The organism is Dryocola boscaweniae (assembly GCF_025215095.1).
Classification (GTDB): domain Bacteria; phylum Pseudomonadota; class Gammaproteobacteria; order Enterobacterales; family Enterobacteriaceae; genus Dryocola; species Dryocola boscaweniae.
Genome location: NZ_JALHAP010000082.1, coordinates 687,225 through 711,153 on the forward strand (window position 1 = coordinate 687,225; position 23,929 = coordinate 711,153).

Here is a 23,929-nt window from a genome sequence, read left to right on the forward strand (position 1 = left end):
ATTAACTCTTTAATAACATTACTCTTAATAAGAACGGAGTTTAGCGTTATGCGCTCTTTGCGACTTTTTTCACTATCCGCACGCTGGCTGACGTCGTTAATGCTCGTCATGGCCGCCCTGGCATCCCTTCCGGCGAACGCCAATTCTTATCCGCTACCCGTTGCCGGCAGCCGGCTGATTGGTCAGAACATCTTTCACACGGTGGCTGATGACGGAGGTTCCCTTGAGGCCATCGCTAAAAAGTACAACGTCGGTTTTTTAGCGCTGTTGCAGGCCAATCCGGGGGTTGATCCTTACGTACCGCGTGCCGGAAGCATATTGACCGTTCCACGCCAGATGTTATTGCCCGATGCGCCGCGTGAGGGCCTGGTTGTTAACCTCGCCGAACTGCGCGTCTACTACTATCCAGCGGGTAAAAATAGCGTCACGGTTTATCCTATCGGCATTGGTCAGTTGGGCGGCGATACGATGACGCCAACCATGCAAACTACCGTCTCCGACAAACGTGCAAATCCTACCTGGACGCCTACCGCGAACATCCGTGCGCGCTATCTGGCTAACGGCATTAAATTGCCGGCGGTCGTTCCAGCAGGCCCGGATAATCCGATGGGCCATCATGCCATTCGCCTCGCCGCTTACGGCGGGGTTTATCTGCTGCACGGAACCAATGCGGATTTTGGCATCGGCATGCGCGTAAGCTCCGGCTGTATCCGCCTGCGCGATAACGATATCAAGGCGCTTTACAAAGAGATGCCGGTCGGCACGCCGGTGCGTATCATCAATACACCGATTAAATCGTCCGTTGAGCCGGACGGCCAACGTCTGGTTGAAGTGCACCAGCCGCTGTCGAAGTCTATTAACGACGATCCGAAAGTATTGCCGATAGTGCTCAACGAGCAGATGAAACAGTTCCGGGCCGCGCCGGAAACGGACGCGCAGATTATGGAACAGGCGATGCAGCATCGTTCAGGCATGCCGGTTGAGGTAAACGCTCACGCGGAAAACGCAAACACCATTTAAGGCTCTTCTTTTGCAAAAAAGCACCGGCGAGGCGCTCGTTCGGTGCTTTTTTATTGTCCTTATTTTTCGTTTATCGCGAGCGTTTTTTCACGACAAACGCTCAGTACGAGTTTTCTCAACCAGCGGTGAGCGGGATCGACTTCTGAGCGCGGGTGCCACATCTGCGAAACGGTGATTTCCCGCGTTTTTACCGGTAGCTCAAACGACCAGAGCGTCGCCGGAGAGCCGTTTTTTTCGTCAACGGGCTGGTTAATCAGAAAAGAGGCGGGCAGCAAAGCCACCAGATCCGAAGCCTGAGCCACCGCCAGCGCGGCAGGAAAACTCGGCACCCGGGCGACAATATTGCGTTGCAGCCCCAGGTCAGCCAACGCTTCGTCAACGGGGCCGGTTTTGTCTCCGCGACGGGAAGCGACGACATGTCCCTGAGCTGCGTAAAACTCTGCCGTTATTTCAGGGGCTTTCTCAAGCGTATGCCCCTTTCTGACCACGCCAACAAACCGATCCCTGAACAGCGCCTGGAGACGAATTTCCGGCCCCATGTTCCCCAGCACGCCAATTTCAAGGTCGACCAGTCCTTCACGCAAAGCGCCCGGCGCTTTTTCAGGCTTTGGCACAAAACACAGGCGCACCAGCGGGGCGGCTTTAGCGGCCGCGGCGATCAGGGAAGCGCCGAGCGCCACGACAAAACCATCGTTAGCGCGCAGAGTAAAAGTGCGTTCAAGGGTGGATAAATTAAGCGCTGACGATGGAGGACGCAGCACCGAACGCGCTACAAACACAGCTTTTTGCGTGCGCTCGCGAATTTCTTCGGCGTAGGGCGTCAGCACCATATTCCTCCCGGCCCGCACCAGCAGAGGATCGCCCGTAACGGCGCGAAGCCTGCCGAGCGTTCTGCTCATGGCCGAGGCGCTTAGCCCCAGCCGACGAGCGGCTCCGGCCACGCTTTGCTGCGCAAGCAGCGCATTGAGCGCGATCAGCAAATTTAAATCGGGTTCTGTCATCGGTCGTCTCTCCCGCTATATGCGGCGTTTGATGCACTTTATAAATGCAGATGCTGCGCCTTCCGCCTTATCGGTCGCATAAGTATATTCCCCGGACTGACTATATTCACTCACTGCAGGCTATCTTCTCCCGCCGGAGCGATGGCCGAGGACATCCTTTATGGAACTTTTCTCCAGCAAACCGGGCGATGACGGGCTTCCCGGCCGTGAACGAGGCTTTGCTATGGCAGCCGTAATGACCGTCACCACGATGGGCGTTTTCGACGGGTCCGTGGTTAATATCGCCTTGCCGCAGATCGCTCGTTCACTGAACGTTTCCCCTGCGGCGGCGGTCTGGGTTTCTAACGGCTATCTTTTATCCGCGGCGATGACGCTTGCGATATTTGCCGCGCTCGCCGCCCGGCTGGGCTTTCGAACGCTTTTTGCCCTCGGACTTGGCCTCTTCACGCTGTCTTCTCTCGGCTGCGCCCTGTCCTCTTCGCTAGCGGCCCTGACCGGCATGCGCCTGTTGCAGGGCATCGGCGGAGCGGCAACGCTGAGCATCGCTCCGGCGATTCTGCGCACGGTTTTCCCCAGCCGCCTGCTGGGCCGCATTCTGGGTCTGAACGCTCTGCTGATTGCCGCAAGCACCGCCATAGCGCCTGTCCTGGGCGGTGCTATGCTGTCCGCTTTAAGCTGGCAATGGTTATTTGTCATTAACGTTCCACTGGGCGCTATCGCTATGGCGCTCGCCCTGCGGGCCATTCCCGGCAGGTCTGAGGCGGTAAATAAACCTTTTGATTTTGTCGGCGCCATCTTATCGGCCGTTATGCTGGGTGGGCTGATTCTTGCCGCCAGTGCGTTTTCTCAGTCAGACGGCCAGGAAGTTACCTCTTCTACGCTGACAGCAGCCGTTGCTTATGGGCTCGTCGCGCTTATCGCCGGCGGAATGTTTATCCGCTGTCAGCGTCGCGCCGCAAATCCTCTTCTGCCGCTGGAAATATTCCGCTCTGCCCGTTTTTCTCTGGCGGCGTTAACTTCGCTGGCCTCTTTTATCAGCCAGGGAATGACCTTCGTGGCGCTGCCCTTCCTGTTCCAGAGCGTTTACGGGTACAGCGCCTTTGCCTCAGCGCTGCTGTTTCTGCCCTGGCCGGCAGGAATAGTGCTTGTCGCGCCGCACGCAGGTCGGCTGGCCGATCGCTATTCGCCGGCGATTATTTCATCCGTCGGGCTGTGCATATTCGCCTGCGGGCTGGTTTTGCTCGCGCTGCTTCCTGAACACGCGCAGCCATGGGACGTTGTCGCGCGGAGTCTGCTGTGCGGCATTGGATTTGGCTGTTTTCAAAGCCCAAACAACCGCGAAATGCTGTCAAACGTGGCCCGTGAACATAGCGGGTATGCTTCAGGCGTGCTGGCGATTGTGCGAACCTTCGGGCAATGCCTGGGCACGGCTTTCGTGGGGGTGATTTTATCGGCGACGGCGCAGCCCGCGTTGAAAAACGTCATTCAGCAGGATCTGGCGGTGCGATTAAGCCTCTGGGCAGCAGCGTTCGCAACCGTAATGGCTATAGTCTTCAGCATAAGCCGCTTGCGGGATAGAGCTAAACAACACAAACCCGTCTGATAAAAGAGGCTATAAAAAGCAAAAGCACCGAACGAGGATGTCGTTGGTGCTTTTGCTTTTTTAAGGTCTTGCCTTTCGATAAGACCTTTTTTGTGGCATGGCAATAAGGGTCAGGCGCGTTGAGGGTGACGCCCGGTCTGTTATTTGTAGATAACAGCGGTGCCGTGCAGCGTGTTAGGACCGGTTACCGAAGTGATACGGAACGATTTAGCGCCCAACGCATCAGCTTTTGCAGCCAGTTGATCTTCCAGTGAACCCAGGTTAGTCCCGGCGTTTGCACTGATGGTGCCGACTTTTTGTTGGTCAGCCGGAGTCGCCTGCACTTCTACAGCCGCAAGGCTTGCGAAAGAAACAGAACTAAGGAGAGCAGCCGCGATAAGAGTTTTTACGTTTTTCATGGTAGATGCCTTCAGCAGATGATTAGATGCCGTTAACTTAATTAGTTAACGATCGATACATAAATATTAAACGTGATCTGCGTCACGCGTCAACATTATTTATTAATGACCATTAATTAATTTATAAAAACACTATTTTTCAAAAATATAGGAAAAATTTATTTTCAGGCAGATGCTGCTGGCTACCGGGAGCGATAGTTTTTATAATGATCGCTCACTAAACAGACAAAGGTTAAACGGCAGACATGTCTACTGACGCAAGCATCATCAAAAAAAGCCGTGGCCGACCGAAGGTGTTCGACAGGGAAGCAGCACTCGACAAGGCCATGGCTTTGTTCTGGCAGCATGGCTATGAAGCGACTTCGATGGCGCATCTGGTGGAAGCAACCGGCGCGAAAGCCCCCACGCTCTATGCAGAATTCACCAATAAAGAGGGCTTATTCCGGGCCGTGCTCGACCACTACATCGCCCGCTTTGCGGAAAAACATGAAGCATGTTTGTTCTGCGAAGACCGCACGCTTGAAGAAGCGCTTGAGGATTATCTTTTTACGGTGGCGAAGCGCTTTACCGATAAAGATACCCCGTCAGGCTGCTTTATCATCTGTACTTCGTCGGTGCTGGCGGCCGCTTCTGATGATATTGCCGCTACCATCAAAGCGCGCCACGCCATGCAGGAAGAGACGCTGGTGCGCTTCCTGGAGCTAAGACAGCAAAAAGGCGAGCTCCCGGCTGACAGCGACGCGCGAGCGCTGGCAAAATACCTGTGCTGCATTATTCAGGGGATGTCGGTCAGTTCCCGGGAAAACGCCAGCTATGAGGATTTGCTGAGCATTGTGAAGACCACGCTCCGGCTATGGCCTGAACTTAAGAAAGGTTAAGTTTCGCAGATGGCGGATGGCGCAAGCTTATCCGCCCTGATTTTAACCGCTTATCTCGGGCGTCCTTTGCTCCAGTAAGCCATAAAGTTTATTGCGTCGTGGTTTACGCCGCGTTCACCAATCAGATGGCATCGCAGCGTTTTTACTACCGATGATTCCGCCGCTATCCAGCCATAAAATTCCCGCTCGTCGCCCTGTCCCACAATAATTCACCTTCCGCTTCTTCCTGAATATCTTCAGGGCTGCCGTCTGGCTGCGGGGTACGCGCCTGTTGCCAAACGGCAGGAATCAGACATTCTCCGTGCGTTGCATCGTGGGTTTTCGCGGCAACCAGTTGATTTCGGCAAAGCCGTAGGCGCTTAAATCTATACAATCGCCTTCTTCGGGGACTTCAAAAAACGCCTGTACCTGCGGTGGGTTTTGCTGCGTTGCAAGCCGCTCAAGGATGCCGCGGGCGGCCGGTAATGTTTGCTGGCCCGCACGTTTACCGCTGCATACATATTCATACTCGACCCATCTTCAATACTGCTTTAAAAGATAGGGCTACTCTTTTGTATTATTTATCGCAGGGTATTTATATGTTGGTTGGATTAATTGGCACCGGCGCCGTGGTGGAAACCGCTTATCTTCCCGCAATTTCCCGGCTGTCTCTTGCCGAAATTCAGTGCTACGGCTTCGATCCCGATCCCGCTCGCGAGCCGCAAGGCGTTACGCGCTGCGATTCACTTGCCGACCTGCTGGCGCTACCGCTGGATATCGTCTTTATTACCACCCCCTCGCTTCTCCATCTGCCCGTGCTTGAAACGGTGCTGAAAAGCAAGGCTACGCAAATTGTGGTAGAGAAACCCGTTGCAGCAACGCTTGAGCAGCTAACGACTTTAGGTCAATGGCTGGAAGATCCCGCTATCGCCTCACGCGTTCTGGCGCTGGATCACTGGATGGTTCGGACCGACGCCGCTCAGTTTATAAAAAGCATCGGTGAGATCGAGCGCATTGAAGGTTTTTTATTCGAACCAAGCGGGTTTAACGATGCAGGCGAACCTGCGGCGCTGAATTTTGCGACGGGCCAGGCGGATACCCGGCAGCTTCGTCACCCCGACGGCGTTATTGTCGATATTGGTACGCATGTGCTGGCGATGATGCGCGAAACCGTTCATAAGCTTGGCGGCAACGATAATTTAGCCATAGAACTGGTCTACGCCCGCGATCGTCTGGGAAACAGCATCCGGGCTGGAGATTTGACGACCGCAGAAGGTGATGCAATGCTGCGCGGCACCTTGAGCGATATTCCATTCACCCTCGCTCTTAATAAATATGCTGGCCCTGCGGGCGGGCAAAAAGGAATGAAAATCTATCTGCACGATGGCCGTATCGTGAACGTTGACCGTCGCGGCGCGGATGAAGTGACAGAAGTCCTCGGCGCTACCAGTTGCCGTCAGCAAAAAATCACCGGGCCGCTTTACGATCGGTGTTTAGGGGACGTGGTTTTCGGCGATGAGCGAATATTTATGCGTAACCCGCAAGCTGTTCCGGCTTTGACCCGCCGTCGAATGGCAGAAGTTAAAGCGCTGCTCGAAATACAGCAGGCGTTACGCGGGAAACATTGATATGCAGGCGGGTCGCTGGACCCGCCGTACATCAGGTAATTAGATTTTATTCAACACAAGCTGGCCGTTGCCATCCAGTGGGATCTGCGTGCCGGGATCTTTATCCATACGGATTTTCCCCTGCTGATCGCCAATGCGATAGGTCACATCGTAGCCCAACATTTTTTCTGATTTGTCGTAAACGGTTTTACAACGCTGCTGAGTCGTGGTGTAGGTATCACGATCCTGCATTGCGCCCTGCACCTGGTTACCGGCATAACCGCCGCCCAGCGCGCCAACTACTGTCGCGACATCTTTACCACGACCGCCGCCAAACTGATGACCGATAACGCCGCCCGCAACCGCGCCCAGCGCAGAGCCCACGATGCGGTTTTCATCCTGTACCGGAGCCCGGTGGGTTACGGCCACGTTGCGGCACTCTTTGCGCGGCGTTTTTACTGTTTCCTTGATAGGCGTCGCAGACACCACCTGTGCGTACTGAGGGCCTCGATCAAACACGTTCATGCTGGCGACCGCGGCAACTCCAAGTGCTGCGGCCACGCCAATACCTATACCCGCTAACATTGATTTATTCACAGGACATCCTCCTGACTGTGTAATTGCTAACAATTTTGCAACCAATTACGACCAGTGACAAATCAGACAACGGATGAAAAATGCTAATTCATTCTTTAAATCAATAAGTTTAAGAGAACTCTTAAGCACCGGAAGCTTATCGGCAATGTTTTATTCAAATCGCAGGCATAAAAAAACCCGGCACGGGCCGGGTTGTAGAGATTTAAGTCACTCAGTGCAGTTTCAGACGCGGACGAATCACGCGGTTGATGCTGCCAACCAGCATCATCAGGCCGGTTTTGAAATAGCCGTGCAGCGCGACCTGGTGCATACGGTACAGCGAGATATAAACAAAGCGAGCCATGCGCCCTTCTACCATCATTGAGCCGCGCATCAGGTTACCCATCAAGCTGCCGACGGTTGAGAATTTGGACAGGGAAACCAGCGAGCCGTGATCCTTATAAACATAGGCCTTCAGCGGGTTATCTTTCATCTGCGCAATGATGTTGGTCAGCGCAAGAGAAGCCATCTGGTGCGCAGCCTGCGCGCGAGGGGGCACGAAGCCGCCTTCCGGGCGAGCGCAGGAAGCGCAGTCGCCAATCGCATAAATGTCCGGATCGCGAGTGGTTTGCAGGGTTGGCTCCGTGACTAACTGGTTGATCCGGTTGGTTTCAAGCCCGCCGATATCTTTCATAAAGTCCGGCGCTTTGATGCCCGCAGCCCAGACCATCAGATCTGCGGCGATATATTCGCCATCTTTGGTGTTCAGACCACCCGCGTCAGCGGAAGTCACCATTGTCTGGGTTAATACGCGCACGCCAAGTTTGGTCAGTTCGCTATGGGCCGCAGCAGAAATACGCGGCGGCAGCGCAGGCAGAATACGTTCACCCGCTTCCACCAGCGTAACGTTCAGCGCTTCGTTGGTCAGCCCTTTGTAGCCGTAGCTATGGAGCTGTTTCACCGCGTTATGCAGCTCCGCGGACAGCTCAACGCCGGTTGCGCCGCCGCCGACGATTGCGATATTAACCTTGCCGCTGGCGCCCAGATTTGAGGAATATTTCAGAAACAGGTTCAGCATTTCTGAATGGAAACGACGCGCCTGATGCGGGTTGTCGAGGAAGATGCAGTTCTCTTTTACGCCCGGCGTGTTGAAGTCGTTAGAGGTGCTGCCCAGCGCCATCACCAGAGTGTCGTAGGGAATTTTACGCTCCGGGACCAGTAGTTCGCCTTTCTCGTCGCGCAGTTCCGCAAGCGTCAGAGTTTTGCCTTCACGATTGATATCAACTACCGAACCAAGCTGGAACTGGAAATGGTGATTGCGCGCGTGCGCCAGGTAGCTCAGCGCGTCCACGCCTTCATCCAGGGAGCCGGTCGCTACTTCGTGCAGCAGCGGTTTCCAGAGATGGCTATGGTTTCTGTCGACCAGGGTGATTTTAGCTTTCTTGCCACGGCCCAGTTTTTTACCTAACTGCGTAGCCAGTTCAAGTCCGCCCGCACCGCCGCCGACAATGACAATCTTTCTTAATGGCGTAGTCAAAGTGACCCCCTCAAAATATTAACCAATTGTTAATTAAAAGTTATTCAAATAACGTTTAATTAACAACAGTTTGCGAGCATCACTGCATTAATGTGACCAAAGAATAACATGAACGGTGCATTGGTCATACCAAATTTGATATGCATCAAATTTTTATGCCGAAAAGATAAGCAAAACGGGCCAGCAAACGCTGACCCGTGAATTTTTAAGCCCGTTACCGAAATGTTATCCCAGCGTTTTAAAGGCCTTAATACGCTGAAGATGCGGGGAAATATTTTTAAATTTGTGGGTCTGCTCATCGTCCCAGACGATTTCATAATAATGATGCAGCGCCTCGGCCGATCGCTTGTTATCCAGCGCCTCGTCGTTACGCGATAAAATAGCCAGACAGCGATCGCGGTTTTTTTCGCGGAAGTTCTGTACGCACTTGGTAGCAATATCCGTGTACTCTTCCGGGCGGTCGATTTTCCCTTCCATGTTCTCCTGCGGGTACAAGTTCGGATTAAAGACCACCTGGCGAATATCACACAGAAAACCGATGCGTTCAGCCCAGAACCCACCCAGCCCCACGCCGCAAATTAGCGGACGTTCGTCATCGCTAAGCTGCAGCATTTTGTCGACTTCTTTAAGCAGGTGTTGCATATCATGCTTCGGATGACGCGTGCTGTAACTGATAAGCCGCACATCGGGGTCGATAAACTGAAGTTGCAGCACCTTTTCATGGTTACCGGGACTGTTAGAGTCAAAACCGTGTAAATAGATAATCATTGCATCCTCACCGCGAAAACAGGCCTTGCGGCCTGAGGGGTTAAAGACCCGCCTTGTGGGCCTGCCACTGCTCGTGCAGCGCTTCAAGCTGCTGGTTAATCTGCTGCCAGCGCTTAGAAGATCTCAATTCCTGACGGGTAAATGAACCTTTATGATACAAACCCGTAACACGGTCTGCTTTGACCGGTGACAGGTTATCTAACACGCTTACGGCACCCTTACGATTATTGCAGACGAGGATCATATCGCAACCCGCGTCCAGCGACGCCTGGCCACGTTCGGCATAACTGCCCATAACCGCCGCGCCTTCCATAGACAGATCGTCCGAGAAAATTACGCCTTCAAAACCCAATTCGCCCCGTAATACGGTTTTCAACCAGTGCGGAGAACCGCTGGCCGGACGAGGGTCAACATCGGTGTAAATCACATGGGCGGGCATAATGGCATCAAGCTTGTTATCGGAAATCAGCGTGCGGAAAATTTGCATGTCATGCTGACGGATAACGGCCTCTTCACGATCGTCACGCGGGGTTTCTTTATGAGAATCCGCCGTGACAGCGCCGTGTCCCGGGAAATGTTTACCGGTCGTTTTCATCCCTGCGACATGCATACCGTCGATAAAGCGTGTCGCCATTGCCAGCGCTTTGTTCGGATCTTCATGGTAAGAGCGCTCGCCGATTGCCGCGCTGATATGACCGATATCCAGTACCGGAGCAAAGCTGATGTCGATATCCATGGCAATCATTTCGCTGGCCATCAGCCAGCCGGCGTCCTGCGCCAGCTCTCCGCCCTTTTCGAGACCATGAATAGCCGCAAAAGATTGCGCAGCAGGAAGACGAGTGAAACCGTCACGAAAACGCTGCACGCGTCCACCCTCCTGATCTACCGCCACTACGAGGCGATTGCGCGATGCTTCGCGGATCTGGCGAACCAGCTCGCGTAGCTGCTCGGGGTCATGATAGTTGCGGGTAAACAGTATCAGCCCGCCCACCAGCGGGTGCTGTAGAATTTCGCGCTCTTCGGCATCCAACTCAAAGCCTGCCACATCCAACATTACCGGGCCCACATCTACCTCTCTTTATTGGTTCGTCGCTCGCAGCAGGCTCCAGGCCTCATCTGCCAGCGTTAAAAATGTTCTGTCCTGCGTTTGCCGCCAGCGGCATTCGTACCACGAAGCCATCAGCATCATAACCCATGCCCGCCAGCGAGTGACCTGGCGCTGCAGCGTTTTGAGGTCGATTTTGCTAAAGCCTGCATAGGCGTGCAGCAGTTCATCGCCGTTAATATTATTGGCAGCAAGGGTTGCCGCCAGCTCCAGCGCGATATCTGCATCGCCTGCGTATTCCCAGTCGATAAGTTTGATTTCATTGTGCTGGTGAACAAGATTACCGGCATGAACATCCATATGCACAGGCGCAAGCCGCAACGGCTTTGGTTCGCCGCTGTGCTTCATGGATTTTAACCGGCGTAGCCAGTATGGGGTTCGTCGCGCCGGCGAGGCGTTTTGCCAGTAATACTCCAGCAGCGGTAACAAACAGATCCGCCAGCCAAAGCAATGCTGACGGTGCAAATGATACAACAAGGAGCCGAGCGCACGAGCGCAGGCCGGTTCCGATTTCACCTCTCCTGCAAGCCACTCTACGATTAGCCAGCCATCCGCAAGGCATACCGGCGTTGGGCCAATACCTGCAGACAGACGCGTCAGGGCTCGATAGTGGCGCTTTAACGAAACGCCAGGCAGGGGTGATGACAACTGGCGACGGGCAGTATATTCCCGTTCACCGATTTTGAAATGCAGACTGCCGCCGCTCAATCCTTCCAGCGCAGAAAAGCAACCGGCGGCCTGAGCCGCCGGAAGATAATGCGCAATCACTTTGTGCAGTGAATCGTTATTGGGTTTGCTGTACTGCACTGCTACCCGACCAGATAATCTCGCCGGTTTGCACCAGCATTAACTGCATTTTAATGGTTGGCGTACGTACATTGCCGCTGGCGTTGCTGTAAAGCACATACTGCGCGCTGACGTTACGCGCAATGCCGATAGCCTTACTGCGAGAGCCAAGGCTGTCCTGCGGGGATAATCCCAGTTGCTGCTTAGCCATTGAAAGCTGCTGAGCGGACACCAGCGTAAATTTGCCGTTGTTCGCAAGGGCGCCGCGCAGGGCTTCCGTTGCTTTGCTGGTATCAAGCGTTCCGTTTGTACGGTTGTTGACGCTATCTACCAGCAGCACGCCGCCCGGCGTTACGCCATCGGCCTGCAGCATTTGGCCGACCATTGGCTGCATCGCGCTGCCCCAGTCGTAGCTACGCACTTTCGGCGTGGCAGGAATGGTTGGCTCCGGCTGAGTAATTGGGCCTGGCTGTGTCGGTACGGTGGGCACTGACGGAACCGTTGGTTCAGGCTGCGCTGGTTGTGTGGTGCCCGGCTTAACTTCTTCGACCGGAGCCGGCTGCTCGCCGCCACGGTTAATACAGCCGGACAAAATCATCGCCGCTGCGACGACCACCAGGTATCGATGGATTCCCCTAATCAAAATTCACCCCTTATAAAGAGAGATAAAGACGCACTTTACGCGCATCCGGATAACCGGCCGTTGACGATACCGTTAGTGTAGATTTTGCCGGTATCGAGACTGAACGTGGTTTTTCGAGCGGGTGGATTTCCAGCCCCTTTGCGTCGTACCAGTAGAAACGATAGTTCACTGTGACCGGCACGCTTCGCTCATTATACAGCTCCGATTGAGAAACGGTGGCGCCATCAATGGATGAAATATCTGGTTTTTCAGCGCTGATCCCGGCGGCCAGCACCGACGATTCCATGACCAGCGTCTGCTGTTCATTAACGGGAATGGCGGGACGAGAACCACATCCCGTTATCAGCATAACCGGCAGCAGTAATAAGAGAAGGCTCCGTTTCATCGTATTATCCCCTGTGGGACAGCATCGGCCCGAGTACGCGGCCACCCAGCAGGTGCATGTGGATATGATAAACTTCCTGCCCGCCGTGGCGGTTACAGTTCATGATTAAACGATAACCGTCCTCTGCAATCCCTTCCTGCTCGGCAATCTTCGCAGCCACGGTCAACATGCGTCCTAACGCCTGCTCGTGTTCAGCGGTGACATGGTTTACCGTGGGAATCAATACGTTTGGGATAATAAGGATATGGGTAGGCGCCTGGGGAGAGATATCACGGAAGGCGGTGACCAGCTCGTCCTGATAAACGATGTCTGCCGGAATTTCGCGACGAATAATTTTACTGAAAATAGTTTCTTCGGCCATGACGTTTACCTTTTTTCATTAGTTTGTGGCGTAAATTGCTGGCATTGGGCGCAGCCCAACAATGCCCTGCTGCGCGTATAACCTAAGAGTATGAGCGAGTTACTCGTGCTCTTTCAACCTCAACTCTTTATTTCTTTACCGCACGCCCCGCCGGCTGCTGCTCTACTAATCAGCAAGGCGCCTCCTGCCCGTAACGCGGCACCTGAAATCATATTTCATTCACTGATGTAACATATATTTACACGACCAATTCGAATGCGTATATTTCTCATTTGCATTTTCATGCGCAATTTCCACGTAGAAAATAACAAAAACGCACCCGGCAAGCGGATTTTTTTTGGCGTCGGGGCGCAACCTCCAACACTTGATTAAGGGTTTATGATGTCTTCATCCGTTTCTGCCAGGGATGCTCTGCGGTCGGTCGCTACCGCCCCCTCTTTACTGGCTGTTTGTATCGCTTTTGCTCTGACACCAGCCGCAAGCTTAGCCGCAACCAATAACACCGAAGATACGCTTGTCGTCGAAGGAACCACTGGCGCTGACGCAAATTCCTCTGAAGAGCAGGACTACAGCGTAAAAACCACCGCCGCTGGCACCAAAATGAACATGGCCCAACGGGACATTCCGCAGTCCGTCAGTATCGTTAGCCAGCAGCGAATGGAAGATCAGCAGCTTCAGACGCTGGGCGATGTAATGGATAACACGCTTGGCATCAGCAAAAGCACTTCTGATTCCGATCGCAGCCTTTATTATTCACGTGGTTTTCAGATTGATAACTACATGATTGACGGCATTCCCACCTATTTTGAGTCTCGCTGGAACCTCGGTGACGCCCTGTCTGATACAGCGCTTTTCGAGCGTGTAGAAGTGGTGCGCGGCGCAAACGGATTAATGACCGGCGCGGGCAACCCTTCGGCGGCTATCAATATGGTTCGCAAGCACGCCACCAGCCGTGAATTTAAAGGTGACCTTTCCGCGGAATACGGTAGCTGGAATAAAGAGCGTTACGTCGCTGATTTACAAAGCCCGCTGACTGAAGATGGCAACGTGCGCGCCCGTATCGTGGCGGGTTATCAGAACAACGATTCATGGCTTGATCGTTATAACAGCGAGAAAACGTTCTTCTCGGGTATTCTCGATACCGATCTGGGCGAGACCACCAGCCTCTCCGCAGGCTATGAATATCAGCGTATCGACGTGAACAACCCTACATGGGGCGGCCTGCCGCGCTGGAACACCGACGGCAGCAAAAAGCATTACGACCGCGCCCACAGTACCGCGCCGGACTGGGCTTATAACGATAAAGAGTTCAATAAAGTCTTTATGACGCTTAAACAGCGCTTTGCCGAAACCTGGCAGGCAACCCTGAACGCGACCCATACCGAAGCTAAATTCGACAGTAAAACGATGTACCTGGACGCGCTGGTCAATAAAGATACCGGCATGCTGGTTGGCCCCTATAGCAACTATGGTCCAGGTTATGACTATATCGGCGGCACGGGCTGGAACACCGGCAAGCGTAAAGTGGACGCGCTGGATCTCTTCGCTGACGGCGGCTATGACCTTTTCGGCCGCCAGCATAATTTAATGGTCGGCACGAGCTACAGTAAGCAAACAAACCGTTATTTCAATACCTGGGCGAACGTCTTCCCTGACGAACTGGGAAGCTTCTATGACTACGACGGTAACTTCCCGGAAACTAACTGGGGCGAACAGACAGTCGCCCAGGATGATACAAAGCATATGAAGTCGCTTTACGCGGCGACCCGCATATCTCTGGCCGATCCTCTGCATTTGATTCTCGGCGCTCGTTATACCAACTGGCGTGTCGATACCCTGACCTACAGCATGGAGAAAAACCACACCACTCCTTATGCGGGTCTGGTCTATGACATCGACGACAACTGGTCTGCCTACGCCAGCTACACCTCTATTTTCCAGCCGCAGGAATACCGTGACAGCACGGGTAAATACCTCGCGCCGATTACCGGTAATAACTATGAGGTGGGGCTGAAATCCGACTGGATGAATAGCCGCCTGACCACCACATTATCCGTGTTCCGCATTGAGCAGGACAACGTGGCCCAAAGCACCGGTCAAATCATTTCCGGCTCGACCGATATTGCCTATAAAGGCGTGAATGGCACCGTAAGTAAAGGCGTTGAGTTTGAGATCAATGGCGCGCTGACCGACAACTGGCAGATGACTTTTGGCGCAACTCGCTACGTTGCGGAAGATGATGCCGGCAATGCGGTTAACCCGAATCTGCCTCGCACTACCGTTAAACTGTTCACCAGCTATCGTTTACCGGCCGTGCCTGAGTTGACCGTAGGCGGCGGTGTAAACTGGCAGAACCGTGTTTATAGCGATATTGCGACGCCGTACGGTACATGGCGCTCAGAGCAAGGCAGCTACGCGTTGGTTGATTTGTTCACTCGCTACCAGGTCACGAAGAACTTCTCTTTGCAGGGTAATATTAATAACCTGCTCGACAAGACCTATGACACAAACGTTGAGGGTTCGATTGTTTACGGCGAGCCACGCAATGTCAGCGTTACCGCCAGCTATAAGTTCTGATAGCCGCTAAAGCGTCAGGGGAGCCATCAGGCTCCCCTTTTTTATACGTAAGCGGCCGTTTTTCGGCATTAAAAAAGGGAGGCCGTTGGCCTCCCTTAGTCTCCCCAAATCACTGCTTAGCTGTTACGGATCCATTCATCCATTTCAGTTTTCAGGTTATCGGATTTAGTGCCGAAGATTGCCTGAACGCCTGAACCAGCTACCACAACACCTGCCGCGCCCAATTTCTTCAGGCCAGCCTGGTCAACTTTCGCAACGTCGGCCACGCTAACACGCAGACGGGTAATACATGCGTCCAGGTTAGTGATGTTTTCTTTACCGCCGAAGGCGTTAACCAGAGCCGGTGCCATTTCGCTTGTAGAAGTAGCGGTGGTCTCAGCGGTGGCGTCTTCACGACCCGGCGTTTTCAGGTCCAGCGCTTTGATAAGCACACGGAACACGGTGTAGTACACGGCCGCGTAGCACAGACCAACGATTGGGAACAGCCACAGTTTGCTGCTGTTACCGCTCAGCACGATGAAGTCGATCAGACCGTGTGAGAAGGAAGTCCCGTCACGCATACCCAGCAGGATACAAATCGGGAACGCCAGGCCTGCCAGCACCGCATGGATGATGTACAGGATTGGGGCCACGAACATGAAGGAGAATTCAATTGGCTCGGTGATACCGGTCAGGAACGAAGTCAGCGCAGCAGAGATCATGATGCCGCCAACTTTTGCACGGTTCTCAGGTTTCGCCGAGTGCCAGATTGCGATAGCAGCCGCAGGCAGACCGTACATTTTGAACAGGAAGCCGCCGGACAGTTTGCCCGCGGTTGGGTCGCCTGCCATGTAACGAGGGATATCGCCGTGGAATACCTGACCTGCAGCGTTGGTGTATTCACCAATCTGCATCTGGAATGGAACGTTCCAGATGTGGTGCAGACCAAACGGCACCAGGCAACGTTCTACGAAGCCGTAGATACCGAATGCCACAACCGGGTTCTGGTAAGCAGCCCACTGAGAGAAGGTCTGAATAGCCGTACCGATTGGCGGCCAGATAAAGGACAGCACAACGCCCATGAAGATCGCAGCCAGACCAGAGATAATCGGCACGAAACGTTTACCGGCGAAGAAGCCCAGATACTCAGGCAGCTTAATACGGTAGAAACGGTTAAACATGTAGGCTGCAATAGCACCGGAGATGATACCGCCCAGAACACCCGTATCAGCAAGGTGTTTGGCAGCGATTTCTTCAGCAGGCAAATGCAGGACCAGCGGTGCAACCACGGCCATGGTTTTCACCATAATGCCGTAAGCAACCACGGAGGCCAGCGCGGAAACGCCGTCGTTGTTGGTGAAGCCCAGCGCAACACCGATTGCGAAGATAAGCGGCATGTTGGCGAAAACTGAACCGCCCGCTTCCGCCATCACATGAGAAACCACTGCTGGCAGCCAGCCGAAGTTTGCAGAACCGACGCCCAGCAGGATACCTGCGATAGGCAGTACGGATACTGGCAACATCAGCGATTTACCCACCTTTTGCAGGTTAGCAAATGCATTCTTAAACATAATAGAGAGTGCTCCTGAGTATTTGTGCTTTTTTTACGCATTATGCGCATCGGATCGGGGGGAGAACCGGTCCATAAACAGGGCATCTAAGTGCCCTTTATTTATTACGCAGAGTAAAATAAATAAAGAAATCTTTGTTTGACGGCTATCACGTTTCCAGGAGAGCCAGTCTTAAAACTTTCGTTAATTTACATAACTCATGTCTGATTGTTTCAAAAACGGCATACTCCGCCCTTTTTGTGGCGGAGCACTGTACTCGCTTCCATGATTAATTACGAGCTTTAAAATAACTGATGCTTATCAGGATGATTGCAGGCGTGAAGGCGAAACGTGGAATAAATCAGCAAAGTTTTTTGTGGTCGCTACGGCCAGTTCTTCCACCGAAACACCTTTCAACACCGCCATGTATTCTGCTACATCGCGCGTCATCGCCGGTTGATTCTCCTTGCCACGATGCGGTACGGGCGCCAGATAAGGCGAATCCGTCTCAACTAACATGCGGTCCAGAGGAACGTAGCGCGCGGCTTCGCGCAACCGATCCGCATTGCGGAAAGTCACAATGCCGGAAAATGAGATATAAAAGCCCATGTCCAGCAGCTTTCCGGCTGTTTCCCTGTCTTCTGTAAAACAGTGTAGTACTCCGCCACATTCTGTCACTTTCTCATCATGCAGAATCGCCAGGGTATCGGCACGGGCATCGCGGGTATGCACAATCACCGGCTTATTAAGTTCACGGCCAATGCGGATGTGGTTACGGAAGGACTCCTGCTGGCGCGGTTTCGTTTCAGGCGTGTAGAAATAATCCAGCCCGGTTTCACCCATCGCCACAACCCCCGGCTCTGCGGCCAGGCGACGAAGCTCTTCGACGTCGTACTCTTTATCCTGATTAAGCGGATGAACGCCGCAGGAGAAAGCGACGTTTTCACGCTCGCCAACCAGTTCGCGCATTCCGCGATAGCCGTCAAGCGTGGTGGCGACGGCGAGGCAGAATTTCACGTCCCGCGCGGCGGCTTTTTCCAGAACGTCATCGACGTTTTTATGCAGGGATTGATAATCCAGGCCATCAAGATGGCAATGTGAGTCGACCAGAAACATACAGACACTCTTAAAGATGTGGAGAAGGAAGGATAGCACCCGGTTGCATGAGTCGCTCCCAGGTCAACAGTTGTTCAGTAATCAGTAATTCGCGATTGACGCCAACCACCGTCAGCAAAGACTCGCGGCAGGCGAACCAGTTTTGCAGCATCGCCTGTAAAACGGCTGGTTTCGCACTGTCGGCAAGATTGACGACCAGCGGCTGCATATCATCGTTTGCAAGCCACTGCCCGGCCCCCTGCTGCCACTTCAACGCATCGAGCAGCAATGAGCTAAGCCAGTGAATACGCCGGGCGGCATCTTCGTGGTTCAGCGCCGGTAGCAAGGCAAGCATGTCTTTTGATGCACAGGCCTGAGCCAGTTTTTCGCATAATAACTGGCGATGTTTCCAGTTTTCAGGCTGAAGAAGTTCCGCCGCCGCCGCCGGCGCGCCAGAACTCAGACGCAGGGCTGCACGCAACGGCTTGCTGTCCTGCGAGCTTTCGCGGGCAAGCCAGGCCAGAGCGAAGGTTTCATCAGGCACGGACAGATACCGGTAAAGGCAGCGGCTGCGTAGCGTAGCAGGCAGACGAGCAGGTTCGCGGCAGCCGAGGAAAAACCAGGTATTGGCGGGCGGTTCTTCGAGCGTTTTTAGCAGCGCGTTGGCTGCCGCTTCCGTCAGCAAGCCTGCTTCCGTAAGCCAGACAACTTTCGCCCCGCCCTGCTGGGCATGGCCATAGAGCTTTTCGGTAATTTCACGGATGCTGTCGATGCCTAAGCTGGTTTTGCCTTTTTCCGGAGCGATAACGTAGCTGTCCGGATGAGTGCCCGCCTGCATCAACTGACAGCTTCGGCAATGGCCGCAGCTTTTATTGCCCTGCGGCTGCTGGCACATCAGCCAGCGGCTCAGGGCATAAATTAGCGCGTCATCCCCCATTCCCGGCAGCGCATGAAGTAATAACGCATGGTGCCCGCGCCCAGCCTGGTGCTGGCTGAGGATTTGTTCAAACGGCCCGCGCAGCCATGGATACCATTTCATCAGATAATTCCTTTCGCCCATTCTATGACCGCGTTGCGCACGGCTGCCGAGACATCATCCAGCGATTGCGTCGCATCAATGGTTTTGATGCGCTCATCGGCCGCCGCAAGTTCCAGATAACGCGCGCGGGTGCGGTTGAAGAAATCGATGGACTCCTGTTCGATGCGATCCAGCTCGCCGCGCGCGCGCGCGCGGTTAAGGCCCACTTCCGGCGTGACATCCAGATAAATCGTCAGGTCGGGGTAGAAATCCCCAAGCACGGTGTTTCGCAACGCCATCAACAGTTGCCGATCGATACGACGGCCGCCGCCCTGATAAGCCTGCGTTGAAAGATCATGGCGATCGCCAATCACCCAGGCACCACGCGCCAGCGCTGGTTTGATAACCGTTTCAACGAGCTGAACTCGCGCGGCATAAAACATTAGCACTTCGGCCTTGTCGGTCACAATTTCATCGCCGATGCCTTTGTTATTGAGCGTAAGTTCACGCAGCCTTTCCGCCAGCGGCGTACCGCCCGGCTCACGCGTAAAGACCAGTTCGGTGACGCCCAGCTCTTTCAAGGTGGCGACCACGACGTTATGCGCGTTGGTTTTCCCTGCTCCTTCGAGCCCCTCAATAACGATAAATTTACTGACCATTCTTGTCCTTCAGTGCTTTGATATACACCTGCACCGCCTGATTGTGGCTGGCGAGGTTGGTATTAAAGGTATGACCGCCTTTACCGTCGGCAACAAAATAGAGATAAGGCGTTTTCGCCGGATGCGCCGCCGCCTGTAAAGACGCCGCGCTCGGTATGGCAATTGGCCCAGGCGGCATGCCGCTTATCACATAGGTATTGTAAGGCGTTGGCGTCTCAAGATCTTTGCGCGATAGCTTACCATTATAGTTCTCACCCATGCCGTAAATCACCGTCGGGTCCGTTTGTAAACGCATGCCGATTCGCAGACGGTTAATGAATACGGAAGAAACACGATCGCGCTCGCTTGCCACGGCAGTTTCTTTCTCAACGATGGACGCCATGGTGACTAAATCATTTAGCGTGTTGTAAGGCAGGCCTTCGGCTTTGCCATCCCACGCTGCCTGCACGGCTTTTTTCATCCGCTCATGAGCACGCTTAAGCAGCGCGACATCCGTGGTGTTGGCGGTATAAAGCCAGGTATCCGGGAAGAACCAGCCTTCCACCCAGTCCGGATGCTCAAGCTTAAGCGCTTCGGCCACGGTAGCGTAGCCGTCATCTTTAAGGGTGTGTTTGATGTACGGCGCTTCACGTAACTGTTTTAACCAGTCGCTAAGGCGCATGCCTTCCACAAAGCGGATGGGGAACTGGGCTTCTTTGCCGCTGGCGAGCAGTCTGAGCATATCGCGCACGGTCATCTGCGGGGTAAAGCGATAGGTGCCCGCTTTGAAATTAGCCAGCTCAGGCTTAATCTTCAGCAACCACTGAAATACGCGAGGACGATTAATCAGCTTCTCTTCATAAAGCTGCTTGCCCAGAGCAAGGCGGCCGGTTCCCGCTTTAAGGGTAAAAATTGTTTCCTGCTTGATGGTCAAATGGCTGTTAGCCAACTGGCGGACCTTCCATACGCCAACGCCTGCAGCAATCCCCAGAATCACCAGCAACAGCACAAAGAAAAGTAGCATTTTTTTCATCGGTAATCGTTTACTCACAAAGTGGCGCTAAAAAATGATAAAGCTCGCGCGAATTGTAATGCCAGGACTCTGCCTGCTTCACCGGAACGACCGGCATCAGCGCGTTACAGATAATTAATTCATCGGCATCCGCCAGGGTTTCAACCCGCTCGCGCACTTCCTGAAGTCGCCAGCCAGCCTCTTTCAGGCAGGCGATAACGTGTTGGCGCATGGTGCCGTTGACGCCCGCCCGGTCGACAAAAGGAGTGAACACCGCGTTCCCCTTGCGCCAGAATAAATTAGCCGCACAGCATTCCGTAAGCCACCCGTCACTGTCAAGGACCAGGGCTTCCTGAGCGGGCGTCTGTTCAAGATGCGTACGGATTAATACCTGTTCGAGTCGATTCAGATGTTTTATCCCGGCAAGATGCGGATTAACGCCCATGCAAACCGGGCTAAGCGCAAGGCTAATGCCGGACTTACGCCAGTCGTCATAAAATGTGGGGAATGGAGAAATGCTGAGAATACGGGTGGGTTGATTGCAGTTCGCTGCGCTGTACCCTCGCCCGCCGGCGCCTCGACTGATAATGACCTTCAGTACGGCCCGCTGTTCATTCATGGCAAGCTGTTGCATCTCACTGGCAAGCATTGACCACTCGGTGAAAGGAAGCTGGAGCTTTTCACAGGCAAGTCGTAAACGATGAAGATGCTGCTCGCTAAAACTTACCTTTCCCTTTCTGAGGGCCGCTGTTGTAAAGCAGCCATCGCCGAACTGCACTGCGCGATCGTTTGCCGGGAGCGTCGTTTGCCATTGTCCATTGATTAAGTACATAACGATTCCTCGAGGTTTAATGGCATTAGCGTGCCAGCGCGAAGAGAAAGCAGCAAGGGAGGAAATCTGAAGTGCGGAGTTGAAAAACATAAAGGGCCCGCAAGCGAGCCCTTTATGCGAACGGTTTAGATCTTCTTAAAAATCAGAGAACCGTTGGTGCCACCAAAACCGAAGGAATTACACAGCGTGTATTCCATTCCTGATACCTGGCGTGCAACGTGCGGAACAAAGTCCAAATCGCAGCCTTCATCAGGATTGTCGAGGTTGATGGTCGGCGGAACGGCCTGATCGCGCAGCGCCAGAATGGAGTAGATAGATTCTACCGCACCCGCAGCGCCTAACAGATGGCCGGTCATCGATTTGGTGGAGCTAACAAGCACCCGGCTTGCGTCGGCACCAAAGATAGATTTCACCGCCTGCGTTTCGGCTTTGTCACCCGCAGGCGTTGAAGTGCCGTGCGCGTTGACATAACCAATCTGGCCTGGAGTAACGCCCGCATCACGCAGCGCATTTTCCATCGCAAGTGCCGCTCCTGCACCGCTTTCCGGCGGAGAAGTCATGTGGTAAGCATCGCTGCTCATACCAAAACCGACGATTTCGGCATAAATTTTAGCGCCACGTTTTTTCGCATGTTCGTACTCTTCGAGCATGATCATGCCAGCCCCGTCGCCCAGCACAAAGCCGTCACGGTCTTTATCCCACGGGCGGCTTGCCGCTTGCGGGTTGTCATTGCGGGTGGAGAGCGCTCGCGCTGCACCAAAACCACCGACACCCAGCGGAGTACTGGCTTTTTCTGCACCACCTGCCAGCATTGCGTCAGCATCGCCATAAGCGATGATTCGCGCTGCATGACCGATGTTATGCACGCCAGAAGTACACGCCGTGGCGATGGAAATGCTAGGGCCGCGCAGACCGAACATAATGGTCAGATGACCTGCCACCATATTCACAATCGTAGACGGAACGAAGAACGGGCTGATCTTACGCGGACCACCGTTAACCAGCGAAGCGTGGTTTTCTTCGATAAGACCCAAACCACCGATACCAGAGCCGATAGCGGCGCCAATACGGGATGCGTTCTCTTCCGTTACTTCAAGCCCAGAATCCAGCATGGCTTGATGGCCAGCGACAATTCCATATTGAATGAAGGCATCCATCTTGCGCTGTTCTTTGCGCGAGATAATGTCATCACAGTTAAAATCCTTTACTAAGCCAGCAAATTTCGTTGCATAGGCGGTAGTATCGAAATGGTCGATCAGGCTGATGCCACTCTGACCGGCAAGGAGAGCTTTCCAGGTAGACTCTACGGTATTGCCGACAGGAGACAACATGCCCAGTCCGGTCACAACTACACGACGCTTAGACACGTTTGTCCTCCAGGGAGGGAAAAAATAACACTTGTGGGACAATTAGATAAAACTCAGGCGGTCGAGTGACCGCCTGGAGATGTTCACTTACGCCTGGTTACCGTTGATGTAATCAATGGCAGCCTGAACGGTGGTGATTTTCTCTGCTTCTTCGTCCGGAATCTCAGTATCAAACTCTTCTTCCAGAGCCATTACCAGCTCAACGGTGTCAAGAGAATCAGCGCCCAGGTCCTCAACGAAGGAAGCGGTGTTTACGACTTCTTCCTGCTTAACGCCCAGTTGTTCGCCAATGATTTTCTTAACGCGTTCTTCGATAGTGCTCATACTCTTAAATTTCCTATCAAAACTCGCTTTCGCGATGGTTTTCGTAGTGTATAAAATGTTGAAAAAGATGCAACTAAATCCCGGCAGGTCGTACCACGATTTTACGCTATTTTGCGGGCATTCGCCCAAATAACGCAAATAATTTTAATCGTGGTTAAACCATATACATTCCGCCGTTGACGTGCAGGGTCTCACCAGAGATGTACCCGGCCTCGTCAGAGGCTAAAAATGCTACTGCGCTGGCGATTTCTTTTGCGTCACCTAAGCGACCCGCTGGAACCTGCGCCAGAATACCCGCACGCTGATCGTCAGAGAGCGCACGCGTCATGTCCGTTTCAATAAAACCCGGAGCAACAACGTTTACAGTAATACCGCGAGACGCGACTTCACGCGCCAGCGATTTACTGAAACCAATCAGGCCTGCTTTCGCCGCAGCGTAGTTAGCCTGACCAGCATTTCCCATGGTGCCAACCACAGAACCGATAGTGATAATACGACCATGACGCTTTTTCATCATAGCTCGCATTACCGCTTTTGACAGACGGAATACTGATGACAGGTTGGTTTCGATAATATCGTTCCACTCGTCATCTTTCATGCGCATTAACAGATTATCACGAGTGATACCGGCATTATTTACCAGAATGTCCACTTCGCCAAATTCTGCGCGAATATTTCCTAATACCGACTCAATAGATGCCGGATCGGTCACATTCAGCATAAAACCTTTACCGTTCGCGCCTAAATAGTCGCTGATGGCCTGCGCACCGCTTTCGCTGGTTGCAGTACCGATAACTTTCGCACCGCGAGCCACTAAGGTCTCCGCGATGGCACGGCCGATACCACGGCTTGCGCCGGTTACCAGCGCAACTTTTCCTTCAAAACTCATG

26 protein-coding genes are annotated in these 23,929 nt (G+C 53.6%); 5 read left to right on the forward strand and 21 right to left on the reverse strand.

Annotation, left to right across the window (positions count from 1 at the left end; translation table 11 throughout):
• Positions 1-48: 48 nt before the first annotated feature.
• Positions 49-1,020, forward strand: a complete 972-nt coding sequence (ldtC, locus tag MUA00_RS20670; RefSeq protein ID WP_408639731.1) for a L,D-transpeptidase LdtC — start codon at positions 49-51, stop codon at positions 1,018-1,020.
• 59 nt (positions 1,021-1,079) lie between these two features.
• Here the strand turns inward: ldtC and MUA00_RS20675 are convergent, their stop codons facing one another.
• On the reverse strand, positions 1,080-2,021 hold the full coding sequence (locus tag MUA00_RS20675) for a LysR family transcriptional regulator (protein WP_271124853.1): 942 nt from the start codon (positions 2,019-2,021) through the stop codon (positions 1,080-1,082).
• Positions 2,022-2,181: 160 nt separating this feature from the next.
• Here MUA00_RS20675 and MUA00_RS20680 point away from each other — a divergent pair, with 160 nt between their 5' ends.
• On the forward strand, positions 2,182-3,624 hold the full coding sequence (locus MUA00_RS20680; RefSeq protein WP_271124854.1) for an MFS transporter: 1,443 nt from the start codon (positions 2,182-2,184) through the stop codon (positions 3,622-3,624).
• A gap of 140 nt (positions 3,625-3,764) precedes the next feature.
• On the opposite strand, the gene bhsA is transcribed toward MUA00_RS20680, so the two are convergent.
• Positions 3,765-4,022 (reverse strand): multiple stress resistance protein BhsA, encoded by a 258-nt coding sequence (gene bhsA / locus MUA00_RS20685; RefSeq protein WP_271124855.1) that lies wholly within the window; start codon positions 4,020-4,022, stop codon positions 3,765-3,767.
• Between the two features lie 245 nt (positions 4,023-4,267).
• Between bhsA and MUA00_RS20690 the strand changes: the two genes are divergently transcribed.
• Entirely contained in the window at positions 4,268-4,900 is a 633-nt protein-coding gene (locus MUA00_RS20690; protein ID WP_271124856.1) for a TetR/AcrR family transcriptional regulator, read from the forward strand.
• Positions 4,901-4,950: 50 nt separating this feature from the next.
• Here the strand turns inward: MUA00_RS20690 and MUA00_RS21360 are convergent, their stop codons facing one another.
• Positions 4,951-5,103: an SIP domain-containing protein gene (locus MUA00_RS21360; RefSeq protein ID WP_408639732.1), complete on the reverse strand. Its 153-nt coding sequence runs from the start codon at positions 5,101-5,103 to the stop codon at positions 4,951-4,953.
• Positions 5,104-5,188: 85 nt separating this feature from the next.
• Entirely contained in the window at positions 5,189-5,347 is a 159-nt protein-coding gene (locus tag MUA00_RS21365; RefSeq protein ID WP_408639737.1) for a hypothetical protein, read from the reverse strand.
• Between the two features lie 131 nt (positions 5,348-5,478).
• Here MUA00_RS21365 and MUA00_RS20700 point away from each other — a divergent pair, with 131 nt between their 5' ends.
• On the forward strand, positions 5,479-6,507 hold the full coding sequence (locus tag MUA00_RS20700) for a Gfo/Idh/MocA family oxidoreductase (protein ID WP_271124857.1): 1,029 nt from the start codon (positions 5,479-5,481) through the stop codon (positions 6,505-6,507).
• Between the two features lie 39 nt (positions 6,508-6,546).
• On the opposite strand, the gene MUA00_RS20705 is transcribed toward MUA00_RS20700, so the two are convergent.
• The 8 genes from MUA00_RS20705 to hinT form a co-directional block, all read right to left on the reverse strand.
• Positions 6,547-7,083 carry a glycine zipper 2TM domain-containing protein gene (locus tag MUA00_RS20705; RefSeq protein WP_271124858.1) on the reverse strand — a complete coding sequence of 179 codons (537 nt, stop codon included), beginning with the start codon at positions 7,081-7,083 and terminating at the stop codon, positions 6,547-6,549.
• 211 nt (positions 7,084-7,294) lie between these two features.
• On the reverse strand, positions 7,295-8,599 hold the full coding sequence (locus MUA00_RS20710; RefSeq protein ID WP_271124859.1) for an NAD(P)/FAD-dependent oxidoreductase: 1,305 nt from the start codon (positions 8,597-8,599) through the stop codon (positions 7,295-7,297).
• 225 nt (positions 8,600-8,824) lie between these two features.
• Positions 8,825-9,367 carry an alpha/beta hydrolase YcfP gene (gene ycfP / locus MUA00_RS20715; RefSeq protein WP_271124860.1) on the reverse strand — a complete coding sequence of 181 codons (543 nt, stop codon included), beginning with the start codon at positions 9,365-9,367 and terminating at the stop codon, positions 8,825-8,827.
• Positions 9,368-9,407: 40 nt separating this feature from the next.
• A complete protein-coding gene (gene nagZ / locus MUA00_RS20720; protein ID WP_271124861.1) occupies positions 9,408-10,433 on the reverse strand; it encodes a beta-N-acetylhexosaminidase in 1,026 nt (341 codons plus the stop codon).
• Between the two features lie 12 nt (positions 10,434-10,445).
• Complete coding sequence (thiK, locus tag MUA00_RS20725) at positions 10,446-11,279, reverse strand: thiamine kinase (protein WP_271124862.1); 834 nt, start codon at positions 11,277-11,279, stop codon at positions 10,446-10,448.
• Positions 11,257-11,856, reverse strand: coding sequence for a penicillin-binding protein activator LpoB (lpoB, locus tag MUA00_RS20730; protein ID WP_408639738.1), 600 nt, complete (start codon positions 11,854-11,856; stop codon positions 11,257-11,259). Before lpoB ends, thiK begins: the two co-directional genes overlap by 23 nt.
• A 55-nt stretch (positions 11,857-11,911) precedes the next feature.
• Complete coding sequence (locus tag MUA00_RS20735; RefSeq protein WP_271124864.1) at positions 11,912-12,286, reverse strand: YcfL family protein; 375 nt, start codon at positions 12,284-12,286, stop codon at positions 11,912-11,914.
• A gap of 4 nt (positions 12,287-12,290) precedes the next feature.
• On the reverse strand, positions 12,291-12,647 hold the full coding sequence (gene hinT / locus MUA00_RS20740; protein ID WP_271124865.1) for a purine nucleoside phosphoramidase: 357 nt from the start codon (positions 12,645-12,647) through the stop codon (positions 12,291-12,293).
• Between the two features lie 381 nt (positions 12,648-13,028).
• Between hinT and fhuE the strand changes: the two genes are divergently transcribed.
• Positions 13,029-15,224 carry a ferric-rhodotorulic acid/ferric-coprogen receptor FhuE gene (gene fhuE, locus MUA00_RS20745; protein WP_271125031.1) on the forward strand — a complete coding sequence of 732 codons (2,196 nt, stop codon included), beginning with the start codon at positions 13,029-13,031 and terminating at the stop codon, positions 15,222-15,224.
• A gap of 116 nt (positions 15,225-15,340) precedes the next feature.
• Here the strand turns inward: fhuE and ptsG are convergent, their stop codons facing one another.
• The 9 genes from ptsG to fabG form a co-directional block, all read right to left on the reverse strand.
• Complete coding sequence (gene ptsG / locus MUA00_RS20750) at positions 15,341-16,774, reverse strand: PTS glucose transporter subunit IIBC (protein ID WP_271124866.1); 1,434 nt, start codon at positions 16,772-16,774, stop codon at positions 15,341-15,343.
• 300 nt (positions 16,775-17,074) lie between these two features.
• Positions 17,075-17,869 (reverse strand): metal-dependent hydrolase, encoded by a 795-nt coding sequence (locus MUA00_RS20755; RefSeq protein ID WP_271124867.1) that lies wholly within the window; start codon positions 17,867-17,869, stop codon positions 17,075-17,077.
• Between the two features lie 10 nt (positions 17,870-17,879).
• Positions 17,880-18,887, reverse strand: a complete 1,008-nt coding sequence (gene holB, locus MUA00_RS20760) for a DNA polymerase III subunit delta' (protein WP_271124868.1) — start codon at positions 18,885-18,887, stop codon at positions 17,880-17,882.
• The gene (tmk, locus tag MUA00_RS20765) at positions 18,887-19,525 is read right to left on the reverse strand and encodes a dTMP kinase (protein WP_271124869.1); all 639 of its coding nucleotides are present in this window, start codon (positions 19,523-19,525) and stop codon (positions 18,887-18,889) included. Before tmk ends, holB begins: the two co-directional genes overlap by 1 nt.
• Positions 19,515-20,537 (reverse strand): cell division protein YceG, encoded by a 1,023-nt coding sequence (gene yceG / locus MUA00_RS20770; protein ID WP_271124870.1) that lies wholly within the window; start codon positions 20,535-20,537, stop codon positions 19,515-19,517. Before yceG ends, tmk begins: the two co-directional genes overlap by 11 nt.
• Positions 20,538-20,547: 10 nt before the next feature.
• The gene (gene pabC, locus MUA00_RS20775; protein WP_271124871.1) at positions 20,548-21,348 is read right to left on the reverse strand and encodes an aminodeoxychorismate lyase; all 801 of its coding nucleotides are present in this window, start codon (positions 21,346-21,348) and stop codon (positions 20,548-20,550) included.
• Positions 21,349-21,473: 125 nt separating this feature from the next.
• Complete coding sequence (fabF, locus tag MUA00_RS20780) at positions 21,474-22,715, reverse strand: beta-ketoacyl-ACP synthase II (protein ID WP_271124872.1); 1,242 nt, start codon at positions 22,713-22,715, stop codon at positions 21,474-21,476.
• Between the two features lie 87 nt (positions 22,716-22,802).
• Positions 22,803-23,039, reverse strand: a complete 237-nt coding sequence (gene acpP / locus MUA00_RS20785; protein ID WP_167608032.1) for an acyl carrier protein — start codon at positions 23,037-23,039, stop codon at positions 22,803-22,805.
• 154 nt (positions 23,040-23,193) lie between these two features.
• On the reverse strand, positions 23,194-23,928 hold the full coding sequence (gene fabG / locus MUA00_RS20790) for a 3-oxoacyl-ACP reductase FabG (protein WP_121267806.1): 735 nt from the start codon (positions 23,926-23,928) through the stop codon (positions 23,194-23,196).
• Between the last annotated feature and the right edge of the window lies 1 nt (position 23,929).